General features: G+C 56.3%; 7 protein-coding genes. All 7 read right to left on the bottom strand.

The window, feature by feature from the left end; all coding sequences use genetic code 11:
• Complete coding sequence (carB, locus tag DW089_RS04535; RefSeq protein ID WP_118286856.1) at positions 1–3,207, bottom strand: carbamoyl-phosphate synthase large subunit; 3,207 nt, start codon at positions 3,205–3,207, stop codon at positions 1–3.
• A 1-nt stretch (position 3,208) separates the two neighbouring features.
• Entirely contained in the window at positions 3,209–4,270 is a 1,062-nt protein-coding gene (locus DW089_RS04530) for a carbamoyl phosphate synthase small subunit (RefSeq protein ID WP_233547551.1), read from the bottom strand.
• Positions 4,267–5,559, bottom strand: a complete 1,293-nt coding sequence (locus DW089_RS04525; protein ID WP_105327221.1) for a dihydroorotase — start codon at positions 5,557–5,559, stop codon at positions 4,267–4,269. The genes DW089_RS04530 and DW089_RS04525 overlap by 4 nt, the downstream gene beginning before the upstream one ends.
• Positions 5,543–6,499, bottom strand: a complete 957-nt coding sequence (locus DW089_RS04520; protein ID WP_118286855.1) for an aspartate carbamoyltransferase catalytic subunit — start codon at positions 6,497–6,499, stop codon at positions 5,543–5,545. Before DW089_RS04520 ends, DW089_RS04525 begins: the two co-directional genes overlap by 17 nt.
• Before the next feature lie 239 nt (positions 6,500–6,738).
• Positions 6,739–8,043 carry an amidohydrolase gene (locus DW089_RS04515; protein ID WP_105327219.1) on the bottom strand — a complete coding sequence of 435 codons (1,305 nt, stop codon included), beginning with the start codon at positions 8,041–8,043 and terminating at the stop codon, positions 6,739–6,741.
• Between the two features lie 14 nt (positions 8,044–8,057).
• The gene (locus tag DW089_RS04510; RefSeq protein WP_105327218.1) at positions 8,058–9,653 is read right to left on the bottom strand and encodes a DUF4127 family protein; all 1,596 of its coding nucleotides are present in this window, start codon (positions 9,651–9,653) and stop codon (positions 8,058–8,060) included.
• Positions 9,654–9,754: 101 nt separating this feature from the next.
• On the bottom strand, positions 9,755–12,439 hold the full coding sequence (locus tag DW089_RS04505; RefSeq protein ID WP_105327217.1) for a DNA-directed RNA polymerase subunit alpha C-terminal domain-containing protein: 2,685 nt from the start codon (positions 12,437–12,439) through the stop codon (positions 9,755–9,757).
• Between the last annotated feature and the right edge of the window lie 6 nt (positions 12,440–12,445).

The following is a 12,445-nucleotide window of genomic DNA, read 5'->3' as shown; positions in this document are numbered from 1 at the left end:
TTACTCCGTTTTCAGATCTTGCAGCGCAATGACGCTGTTGATCCGCTGGTGGGCCATAGCCGCCATAGCGTGCTGGAGAGCCCGGGCCGTATCCAGGGAAGTCAGGCAGGGAATGGCGTGTTCTACCGTGGACCGACGAATCTTGAAGCCATCCCGGGTGGCATCCTGGCCATGGGTGAAGGTGTTCACTACCATGCAGATGCGGCCTTCCTTGATATCGTCCAGCAGGTTGGGCTTGCCGGCGCTGGCTTTTTCCACATGGCTTACAGGAATCCCGTGACTCTTCAGGTATTCTGCGGTGCCCTTGGTAGCAGCCAGGTCATAGCCCAGGTCTGTAAAGCCCTTGGCAATGGGTACTACTTCTTCCTTATCCTGGTTGGCTACGGTAATGAGGATGGTTCCTTTTTCCGTTACTTCGATGCCGGCAGCAATGCAGGCCTTGTACAGGGCTTTGGGGAACTTGTCATCGATGCACATGACTTCACCGGTGGATTTCATTTCAGGTCCCAAGGTGATGTCCACATCGGTCATCTTGTTGAAGGAGAACACCGGAGCCTTCACCGCCACGTAATCCGGGAAAGGTTTCAGGCCGGCCTTCAGGCCCTGTTCCGGCAGGCTGACGCCCATGGCGCATTTGGTGGCCACGTCCACCATGGAGATGCCGGTAACCTTGCTCAGGAAGGGTACGGTACGGCTGGATCTGGGGTTCACTTCAATGACGTACAGCTGGTCGTCCCGGACGATGTACTGGATATTGATCAGGCCGTGTACAGAAAGGCCCAGGGCCAGTTTGTTGGTATGGTCAATGATGGTGTCAATGATGTGCTGGCTGAGAGTCCGGGGCGGATATACCGCGATGCTGTCCCCGGAGTGGACCCCGGCTCTTTCCACGTGTTCCATAATCCCAGGAATCAGAACGTTCTTGCCGTCGCAGATGGCGTCCACTTCCACTTCGGTGCCCATCAGGTAATGGTCCACCAGTACAGGGTGTTCATGGGAAGCCTTAACGGCGTTGTTCATATAGTAGCGCAGTTCTTCCGGGTTGTAGACGATTTCCATGGCCCGGCCGCCCAGTACGTAGGAAGGACGCACCATCACAGGATAACCGACTTTTTCGGCAGCCTTCAGGGCGCCGTCAATATCAAATACGGTGCAGCCTTTGGGACGGTCGATGTTCACGGCGGTGAGCAGCTGTTCAAACCGTTCCCGGTCTTCTGCCCGGTCAATATCGTCTACAGAGGTACCCAGAATCTTCACGCCGCATTCGTGCAGGGGGCCGGCCAGGTTAATGGCGGTCTGGCCGCCGAATTGGACGATAACCCCTTCCGGCTGCTCCCGGTCGATCACGTTCAGTACGTCTTCCAGGGTCAGCGGTTCAAAGTACAGCCGGTCAGCGGTATCAAAGTCCGTGCTGACGGTTTCTGGGTTGTTGTTGATGATGATGGTTTCGTAGCCCAGGTCCTTCAGGGCCCACACGGAGTGTACGGAGCAGTAGTCGAATTCTACGCCCTGGCCAATCCGGATAGGACCGGAACCCAGCACAACCACCTTTTTCTTGTCGGTGTCTTCCACTTCGTCCTCTACCCCATAGGTGGAATAGTAGTAGGGCGTTTCCGCATCGAACTCGGCGGCGCAGGTATCTACCATCTTGAAGGTAGGAATGATCTTCCATTCTTTCCGCAGGCTGCGGATTTCCAGGCCCTTCTTGCCGGTAAAGTGGCCAATGGCCTCATCGGCAAAGCCTCTTACCTTGGCTTCCCGGAGCAGTTCCGGGGTCAGGGGGCCGGCAGCCAGCTGCTTTTCGATTTCGGTAATATGGCGAATCTTCCGCAGGAAGAACTTGTCAATCTTGGTGATGTCGTGGGCTTGGTCCACGGTCATGCCTCTGCGGAACGCTTCAGCAATGGTGAACAGCCGCTCATCGTCCACTTTCTTTACCTTTGCAAACACTTCGGCGTCGGTAAGCTTGTGGAGTTCGGGCATATCCATATGGATCAGGCCGATTTCCAGGGACCGCACTGCCTTCAGCAGGCCGGCTTCCATGTTCCGTTCAATGGCCATGACTTCGCCGGTGGCCTTCATCTGGGTGCCCAGGGTATGGTCAGCATGAACGAACTTGTCAAAGGGCCAGCGGGGAATCTTCAGGACCACATAGTCCAGGGTGGGTTCGAAGCAGGCAGAGGTCTTCTTGGTAACGGCATTTTCGATTTCGTCCAGGGTGTAGCCGGCTGCAATCTTGGAGGCCACTTTGGCAATGGGATAGCCCGTTGCCTTGGAAGCCAGGGCAGAAGAACGGCTGACCCGGGGATTTACTTCAATAACAATGTATTCTTCGGATTCCGGGTTCAGGGCATACTGCACATTGCAGCCCCCTTCTACGCCCAGTTCCCGCACGATGTCGATGGCGGCGGTACGAAGCATCTGGACTTCCCGATCCGTCAGGGTCTGGCAGGGCGCTACCACGATGCTGTCGCCGGTATGCACGCCCACCGGGTCGATATTTTCCATGTTGCAGACGGTGATGCAGTTGTCGGCGCTGTCCCGGATAACCTCGAATTCGATTTCTTTCCAGCCTGCCACGCTGCGTTCAATCAGGGCCTGGCCAATCAGGGAGTACATCAGACCCTTGGTGGTGATATCGTCCAGTTCTTCGTCGTTGTGGGCAATACCGCCGCCGGTGCCGCCCAGGGTGTAGGCCGGGCGCACAATCAGGGGGTAGCCTGCGGTCTTGGCAAATTCCTTGGCCTCAGCCACGCTTTCCACAATGGTGCTGGGAGGAATGGGCTGGTGCAGTTTTTCCATGGTTTCCTTGAACAGTTCTCTGTCCTCGGCTTTCATGATGCTGGCAATCTGGGTGCCCAGCAGCTGCACGTTGTATTTTTTCAGGATGCCTTTTTTATCCAGCTCAATGGCCAGGTTCAGGCCCATTTGGCCGCCCAGGGTGGCCAGCAGGGAATCCGGGCGTTCCTTGGCAATAACGCTTTCCAAAAATTCCACATCCAGGGGTTCTACATAAACCCGGTCGGCAATGTGTACGTCGGTCATAATGGTGGCCGGGTTGCTGTTGACCAGCACCACTTCCAGCCCTTCTTCTTTCAGGGCCCGGCAAGCCTGGGTCCCTGCATAGTCAAACTCTGCAGCCTGGCCGATAATGATAGGACCGGAACCGATTACCATGACTTTCTTGATATTTTCTTTTTTTGGCATATCAATGCCCTCCCATCATTTTGATAAACCGTTCAAACAAGTAGGCGTTGCCGCTGGGTCCAGGGCAGGCTTCCGGGTGATACTGAACGGTGAAGGTCGGATGATTCAGATACCGGAGACCTTCAATGGTGCCGTCATTCAGGGAGCGGTTGGTCACTTCCACAGGCAGGCCCTTTAAGGAATCCTCGTCCACCATGAAGCCATGGTTTTGGGAGGTAATGGTAATTTTGTGGTCCACCAGGTCCCGTACGGGCTGGTTGATGCCCCGGTGGCCAAAGAGCATTTTTTTGGTCTTGGCGCCGTTGGCCAGGGCCATGACCTGATGTCCCATGCAGATGCCGAAAATGGGTTTCTTGCCCAGCATTTTCTTCAGGTTTTCGATTTCCACCGTCAGGTCTGCCGGGTCGCCAGGACCGTTGGACAGGAAAATACCGTCGGGATTGATGGCCAGGACGTCTTCGGCAGGGGTTTCTGCCGGGAATACCGTCAAACGGCAGCCGTAATGTACCAGGGACAGCAGAATGTTTCTCTTGATACCGTAGTCCATAACGGCTACGTGGTAAGGACCGTCACCCATGGTGTACACTTCTTTGGTGGTCACCTGGGCTACCTGGTCGTGCCGGTCCGGGGTGGCGAGCAGGGCCTGGACTTCTGCGTCCGGCATATCGGCGGGCACCAGCACTCCCTGGAGGGTACCGTAGGAACGGATTCTCCGGGTAATGGCCCGGGTATCCACACCGGTAAGCACCGGAATGTCGTTTTTGTCCAGGAAATCCAGTACCGTGCCTTCATCCCGCCAGGAGCTGGGTTCGTCGCACAGTTCATCCACAATCAGGCCCTGATAGCAGCAGCCTTCGGATTGCTTAAACAGGTCATTGCAGCCATAGTTTCCGATCAGCGGATAGGTGAAGACTACAATTTGTCCATAGAAAGAAGGATCGGTGAGGGTTTCTTGATACCCGCTCATACCGGTAGTGAAAACTACTTCGCCTACAGCATTCCGATTGGCGTACAGGATGCCTTCGTAGACGCCGCCGTCCTTCAACACTAACTTACCCTTCATTTTTTGCATACTACACCGTCTTTCATAACGAATTGGCCATTTACGATGGTGGCCGCAGCTTTACCTTTACAATGTTTCCCGTTAAAGGGCGTTACTTTGCCCCGGGTATAGAATTTATTGCTGTCCACAGTCCATTCCTTGTCCAGGTCCAGCAGGGTGATATCGGCATTTTTGCCCACCTGCAAGGTGCCTGCATCCAGGTTGAACAGCTTGGCCGGGCTGGTGCTCATTTTGTCCACGATTTCGTTGATGGTGAACTCATGGGTTTGGTACAGCTCGGTAAGAATCACCCCAACAGACGTTTCCAGTCCGCAGAAGCCGTTGGGGGCGTAGCGGAATTCCACATCCTTTTCTTCCGGCGCATGGGGTGCATGGTCGGTAACGATGGCATCGATGGTGCCATCCTTCAGGGCTTCCCGCAGGGCTTCCACATGGTCCCAAGACCGCAGAGGCGGAGATACCCTGGTGGCGGTGCTGTAGGAGGAGCACATTTCGTCCGTCAAAGTCAGGTGATGGACGGCCACTTCGCAGGTAATGGGAATGCCTTTCTTTTTGGCCTGGCGTACAATGTCCACGGCGCCCTTGCTGGCGATGTGGGCAATGTGTACGTGGGTGCCGGTATATTCCGCGATGATGGCATCCCGGGCGACGGCAATGTCTTCTGCAATGGCCGGTACCCCAGGAACCCCCAGGCGGGCGGAAACAGCCCCTTCGTGCATATAGCCTTCGTGGTTCAGTTCCGTTTCAATATCATGACAGATGAGTGCTTTATCAAAGATGCCGGCGTATTTGGCAGCCAGCAGCATAATGTGGGCACTGTCCACATAGTGACCATCGTCGGAGAAGGCCATAGCGCCCCGCATGGCCATATCCCCCATTTCGGTGATTTCCTGTCCCTTTTCGCCTTTGGTGATGGCACCAATGACTTCCACATGGACATAACCTTCTTCTTCCGCGCGTTTTTTGACGCCGCTGACAATAATGGAGGAATCAATCACCGGTTTGGTATTGGGCATACAGGCTACCCGGGTAATGCCCCCGGCAGCGGCTGCCATGGTCCCGGTGACCAGGTCTTCCTTGGCTTCCAGGCCAGGTTCCCGCAAATGGGTGTGCAGGTCAATAAAGCCAGGGGCTACCACAAGGCCCGTGGCATCGTAGACTTCGTCGGCGTCCACATCAATGTGGGGAGCCGTTTCCTTGATTTTTCCGTCTTCAATCAACAGATCCAGCACTGCATCCAGATTCTGGCTGGGATCTACAAGGCGACCATTCTTAATTAGCGTTTTCAACTTGTTTACCTCCCGTCAGCGTCAAGAATAACAGTGCCATCCGTACGGCAACCCCGTTGGTTACCTGTTCCCGGATTACGGCCTGGTCAGAGTAGCCGGTTTCCCAGGAAATTTCCAGTCCCCGGTTCATGGGACCCGGGTGCATCACCAGGCAGTCGGGTTTGGCCAGTTTCATTTTTTCTTCGTTTACCCCAAAAATCCGGGCGTATTCCCGGGGTGTGGGGAACATGCCTTTTTCCTGGCGTTCCAGCTGAATCCGCAGGACGTCCACCACGTCGGCGCCCTCAATGGCGTCTTCTACCCGTTTGTGGACGGTGACCCCCAGCGCCTCAGCGTCATGGGGAATCAGGGTCATGGGACCGGCCACATGGACGTCGGCGCCCAGTTTGGTCCAGGCCGCAATGTTGCTGCGGGCTACCCGGCTGTAGAGGATATCGCCGATGATGGCCATCTTCAGGCCCTTAAACTTTTTGCCGTGTTCCAGGATGGTGAACATATCCAAAAGGCCCTGGGTGGGATGGGCATGGGCACCGTCCCCGGCGTTGATGACCACGGGACTTGCGATATCCGCTGCGTATTTGGCAGCCCCTTCAATGGGGTGCCGCATGACGATGGCATCGCAGGCCATGGCCTGTACGGTCAGGATGGTGTCCTTCAGGCATTCGCCCTTGGCCACGCTGGAACCTGCGGTAGAAATGTTGATGACATCAGCTCCCAGGTACTTGCCGGCCAGTTCAAAGGACGAACGGGTACGGGTGCTGTTTTCGTAAAACAGGTTAATGATGGACTTGCCTCGCAGGGAGGGAACCTTTTTAATGTCCCGCTTCATAATTTTTTTCATTTCTGCGGCGGTGCGCATAATGAGTTCATATTCCTCCACGGACAGGGACGCCAGATCTAGAATATCCCGCCCGGAAAGGCTGACTGCTGCTTTGGTCATGGAATAGCCTCCTCACTGATTGACTGCAAACGCTTTACACAATCCTGCTTCACAACTGTTCAACTTTCCAAAAAGGCTTTTATCAACAAAATAAAGCCTTCTCGTCCTAAGACAAGAAGGCTTCTAAATAGCTCCTGAAATAAAAGTCCCTTTCTTAGTCTCACAGGACTAGATTTAAAGGTAATCATTTGAAGTTGCTACAAGTTTACCACGGGAGGCCTAAAAAGTCAAACCGCGGCTCACTTCGCCTTATTGCCAAAGTGTTTGACCAGATAGGTAATGGTAAAGGCTGTGCGGGGCAAAACATCTTCGTTGAAGTCAAAATCACTTTGGTGGTGTCCGGCTTCCAGTTCCGTTCCGTAGAGCATGTAGACAGCTTTTCCGCCGTGGCTTTGTACCCGGCTCATGAAGTAGCAGCAATCTTCACTGCCGCCTACCTGGTCTTCCAATTTGAGTTCCTTGTAAACGTTCAGAGGTTTGATGAGGTCATAGATTTCCTGGCCCATATCGGCGTCGGAGCCGGAGGCAGTGGCGCTGCCCATGGGGAGAATTTCCACCTGGACCCCGTACAGGTCTGCAGCGGCCTTCACCATGCGCTTGGCTTCGCTGGCCATATAATCGTTGATTTTGGCCGTGGAGCCCCGGGTTTCAAATTTGATTCGGGCATTGGCCGGGATTACGTTCCGGCCGGTACCGGCTTCCAGGACCCCCACATTGATGCGGGAGACCCCTTCGCTGTGCCGGGCAATGGTATGGAGGGAAATGGCCGCCTGGGCCGCTGCCAGCAAGGCATTGCGGCCTTTTTCCGGGTCGGCGCCGGCATGGGCGGGAACCCCGGTAAAGACCGCGTCCATTTTATCCGTGGCCAAAAAGCCCGTAGTCATGCAGACCAGGGCGTTGTTCTTTTCAGCTCCCAGGCCGATATGGCCGCTGAGGAAGTAGTCCACATCATCCACGATACCGCTGGCCACCATGCCCTTGGCTCCTACCACCCCTTCTTCACCGGGCTGGAAGCAGATTTTCAAGGTGCCGGCCATTTCGTCCTTGTGGGCTGCCACCAGTTTGGCTACCGCAAGGCCGATGGTGGCGTGACCGTCATGGCCGCAGGCGTGCATCAGGCCGGGGTGCTGGGAAGCAAAGCACTCTGCAGTGGGCCGGTGCTTTTTGTCCGGGTCCTCTGCCACAAAGAGCGAGTCGATATCAAAGCGCAGGGCAACGGTATTACCCGGTTTGGCAAAATGCATGACCCCCACGCAGCCGGTCATGCCGCCTTGCATTTTGGCCACCAGCTCCGGGTCCGCCCCTTCGGCAATGGCCCGTTTGGCGCATTTTTCCAGCTCCGCTTCAGAAGGTACCAGCATTCTCTCGGAAGCTTTCATAATATCTGCTCCCATAAGCACTTCATACCCCAGTTTCTTCAGTTCCGTGGCAATGATGCTGGTGGTGCGAAATTCCGTCCAGGCTGTTTCCGGGTGGGCGTGCAGGTCCCGTCGTCTTTTTACCATTTCCTCCCGCAGTCCCATAGCTTCTTCCAATAATGTCATGATTTTCCCTCCTTTTACTTACGTGCTTCCGGTTTTGTCGCTGGCTTGACATAGACTTCAAAGGTCCTGTGCCAGGGCAAAGTAAAGGTATATGCCTGCCAGACCTGGGGCACAAAGTACTTTTTCCCAGCTTCTGGCATGGCTTTGGCAATAAACTGCTGTGCTTCCAGGGTTTCCTGGTCCGTCAGGGCCCCATCCGGGTACCCTTTGGGGTAGATCAGCTGCTGGCGCACTTCCTGGCGCACCTTGCTTTGGTACAGCCAGTCGTCCAGGTAGCGGACCGTGAGCAGGTCCTTCCGGTTCTGGTCGGACAGGCGCTTGCGGAGCAGCCCCTGCCCCAGGGCATAGCCCAGGGAGTTGCCGGCCGTATTCCAGCCGGCGTAGGAGCCCAGCTCCCAGCCCAGGGGTGTTTTGCCCTGGCGGGCGGTAAGCAGATGCTTTACCAGGCCATTGCTGCCCCCGTTGCTGACGTTAATGTCCGCCAGGCCCACGTTCCGGCCTGCGTCCACGTACCGTCTGGTTTTCGCCAAAAAACTTTCCTGCCGGTCATCCAAACGACTGGTGTTGGCGTCCGTATCGGCCCCGGCGGTAATGCCGTTGACCGGGGTGTAAATCCCCAGCACCAGGTCCGCATTCTTATCCAGCAGGGCCGGGTACCCGCCGGCAGCCAGCACGTGCTGGCGATAGCTCTGGCGGATGGTGCCGTCCTCGTAGCTGGGCACGGTCCTGCCGCCGGTGCCGCCGGTATAGTAGGCGTACACCAGGGGGGTAACCCCCTTGCTCCGGTTCACTGCCCGGTTCAGCATCAGCATCCCAAGTTCATCGGTTCCGGAGAAGGAGCGCAGCTTATAGGAAGGTACATCTCCCGTGGTCAGGAAAAAGGCCCTGGCGTCCCGGTGGGCTTCCGAAAAAGGCGCCGAATCGTCCCGGCCAATGACCAGGTAATCCAGCCGGCCTTCCGGAATCCCCTGGGCCAGCTGCTCCAGCACCCGCAGGTTCTTGCTTCTGCGGGAAAGAACGTCCGTCTGAACCTCCTGGGGCAGGCTCTTTTCCAACTGTTCCAGCTCCTGGGTTTCCTTTTTGTTCAGCAGCTGCAATTCCTGCCGGTCCCGGAGTTCCCCCCAGCGAAAAATCTGGGGCCCATACTGGGCGTAGTAGGCCGGTTCGGCCGGCGCTGCACTGTAGCGGGGAGACCGCATAATGGTTGCAAAAGCATAGACCGGAACCAAGGGAAATTTCTTTTTCAGGTTCAAAAGGCTTTGGGTCCGTTTGGCCAGAACCCCCGCCGGCAGCTCATGGGTCCTGGACCCGGTAAGGCCCCCATAAATCAGGGTATCTGCCGAAACCACGGTCCCTATGGACCCGGGAATTTCCTGCTCCAGCCATTTTTCCAGCTGTTCCGGTTTCCCCTGCTGCCGGTCCGAGGCCAAAAGCTCTGCAGGAGGCGTTACCACCTGATACCCTGCTTTGCGGAAACTGTCCGCTGTATAGGCCAGGGAAACGGGCCGGTTGTCCAAGGGGACAAACACCAGCTTTTCCCCAGCGCTCACTGCCCCGGGCAGGGACAGCAGGCCGGCCGTACAGATTCCGAGAATTTTCTTCCAATGCACAACAAAACCACCTTTCTGCGCATGCACGCATTATACCATAAAACCCGCTTATTGTGAATATTAATTCACTATATCGGTATATTTTTACGTAATTATACAATTTACTCCGGCAGCAGCTGATCCAGGTAGGATTCCAGGGAATCGGTAATCACCTGTTCCCAGACCCCTTTGCCCCGCAGTTTTTCCGCCAGTTTGTATGAAGGCACCTGGGTGCCGAATTGTTTGTTGAACAACCGGGTCATTTCTTCCAGGCTCTTTTTGCCGTACCGGTCCGCCAGCCACAGGCAGATTTTTCTCAGATTGAGAGTCTGGTTTTCCCGGCTGAGCACCAGGCCGCCGGTAACCACCAGGGAGGAAACCCCAGCCTGCTGCCGCAGCAGGGCCGTGTACAGCCATTTTTTCCCCTGGATTTTCCGGACCAAAGGGTAGTCCCGGATTTGGGACCACAGGCTGTAGCCATTGAAATAGGGTTCCCGGCACTGGCTGTTTACCCATTTCTGGAAGGCCTTGATTTCCTGGCGGCTAATGCCGTACTTGCGTTCCACCTGGGCAGCCGGTTCCAGGACCTTGGGCCGGGTTTCGATGTATTCCAGTTTGTTCCGCTTATGGTTCAGGGCGGACTGGAAGGTGGGCAGGGAAGTAAGCCGGGGATCCAGCTGACTGAGCTGTACCACCTTGCCGTTAAAGATTTCCTGGTCGAAAAACCGCAGGGCTGTACCGTATTCGCTTTTGTAGGCGTAGCCGGTCTGGAAAGCGTAGCCAATCCGCTGAAAGGCTGCCCGGTTTAAGGCATCCGGGGACGAATGGATGCAGACCGCGGCAAACACCCGCTTCAAATCATCCCAGAACCAGAACTTTTTCTGGCCCAGGGCATGGAGAAAGGGCTCCCGGTCCCGGGGGTCCAGGGTGGGCACTTCCAGGGTATATTCCCCGTGGGCATAATAGGGCAGCAGAGGCCGGTTCAGTTCCCCGTTCCCCTGGGCCGTTTCCTTCTTGACCCCATAGCGCTCCTCGTAGGCCTGGTAAAAGTCGTGGTAGCTTACCGGGGAAAGTTCCTTTAGCAGGTCCAGGGCCTGCTGGTCCTCCCGGCCGTCCCCAATGACCACCACCGGCACCCGGCGAAATACCACGGAAAGGCCGCCTGGGGCAGCTTGGGGCTGGGACGTCTTTAGGGCATAGAACAGCTCGTAGCCATCCCGCAGGTCCAGGGCTTCCATCAGGTCCGGATAATCCCGGTAGATGAGCTCTGTGGAAATCACCTTGTCCTTGTACCGCTGGAAGTCGATTTCCTCCCACAGCCGCTCCCCGTCCGCTTCGCAGTACCGCACCCGGCTGTTCTGGTCCCACACCACATGGGAAGAATTGCGCAGGGTATTGGTCAGGGTATGGATGTTCAGGTGGAGCCGCTCCTTGGGGTAGCCGTTGTCCTTCAGGTACCGGTTGTAGGCCTGGGCCAGTTCTTCCATGGTCAGGGCATTTTCACTGTTGCTGAGCAGCACCCGGTAAGCCAGGGCCGTCCGGGTAATGCTCTGCTTGTCCTTGGCCACCAGGCAGCGCACCAGCTGGCCTCTGAAAACATCCTGGTAGGCCTCGATATTTTCCCGGTTTACCTTGTGGGTCCCCCGCTCCCACCGAAGGGCCAGGAACTCGTAGCCCTGGCCGCCGCACTGGGGAAAGGCCTGACAGAATTCTTCCTTGGTAAATTTGAAATAGGTAAAGGGCCGTTCATAGTAGTCTTCGTACAGGGGCGGGAATTTGCGAGCCATTTTGGAAGTAATCTGCCGCACCCGCTCCCGGCTTACGGAAAACCGGTTGCCGATGGCCTGGAGGGTTTCTCCCTGGAGCCGCAGCCGCAGCATGGACAGCACCCGGGCATCCCACTCCTTGGCATGCCGCCGCAGGTACCGGCTGAGATTGGGCCGGGGAAAATAGCAGGCGTTCCCCAAAAGGGCTCCCACGTGGCGGCGCAGAAATACCTGAAACAGCACGTCCCCGGCAATGGGCAGGTCCAGCTGATCCAGTTCTTTTTTCAGTTCTTCCGTTTTGAGAATCCCTTCCGGTGCCAGCTGGAAAAACAGTTTTCTGAGCGCCGGTGCCAAAACGGGCATGGACAGCAGATCCATTTGGAGCTGCCGGGGCAGCTGGTCCCCATAATACACCAAAGCTTCGGTTAGGCCGGCCTTGTCCGCCGCCTCCTTTAACTGGTGCCAGGACACCCACTGGAGGGGTCTCAGGTTCTGGGCCAGGTTCTGAAAATAGCTCCGGCAGGCTTCAGAAATCTCCCCCTCCCCTGGCAGCTCCTCCTCGGCAGCAGCCGCGGGTACCAGGTTCTTGGCAAGCCACTGGCCCAGCACGGTCTGGAGCTCCACCAGGGATTTATGACCAAAGCCGGTCCATTTTTCCATTTCTTCGACAGTCAGCACCGCCACCTGGTCCAGGGTCACCAGTTCCCGATGAATCAGGGCGTGGTAGGGCCGGGCCGAGAGCCCCAGCTCCCCAATGGAGTGCCGGGAAAGTTCGGACAACTGATCCTGGGAAAATTGCCTGGGAACAGCCCCGGGAGCCCTGCCTTTTTGTTCCAGGGCTGCCAAATCAATTTTACCCGACAGAATATCCTGCCGGATGCGTTCAATTTCTTCCAGGGTTTTACGGCCGGCATTCTTTTGAACCGCAATCCTTTTAGAGGGTGTGGCCAATAATTGCTCCACGGTGCCAATCCCCATGCCTTTCAGCACATGGGAGGCACGGACGGAAAATGTCAATACTGCAAGAGGAGTGTCTGCCATCTGTCT

Source organism: Acidaminococcus sp. AM05-11, assembly GCF_003472805.1.
In the GTDB taxonomy this organism is placed as follows: domain Bacteria; phylum Bacillota; class Negativicutes; order Acidaminococcales; family Acidaminococcaceae; genus Acidaminococcus; species Acidaminococcus hominis.
Note: the sequence above shows the minus strand (reverse complement) of the source record. Positions and strands in the feature narration are given on the sequence as shown.

Coding starts and splice junctions, on each gene's coding strand:
- carB (WP_118286856.1), bottom strand. CDS start 3,207: ATGCCAAAAAAAGAAAATATCAAGAAAGTCATGGTAATCGGTTCCGGT.
- DW089_RS04530 (WP_233547551.1), bottom strand. CDS start 4,270: ATGAAGGGTAAGTTAGTGTTGAAGGACGGCGGCGTCTACGAAGGCATC.
- DW089_RS04520 (WP_118286855.1), bottom strand. CDS start 6,499: ATGACCAAAGCAGCAGTCAGCCTTTCCGGGCGGGATATTCTAGATCTG.
- DW089_RS04515 (WP_105327219.1), bottom strand. CDS start 8,043: ATGACATTATTGGAAGAAGCTATGGGACTGCGGGAGGAAATGGTAAAA.
- DW089_RS04505 (WP_105327217.1), bottom strand. CDS start 12,439: ATGGCAGACACTCCTCTTGCAGTATTGACATTTTCCGTCCGTGCCTCC.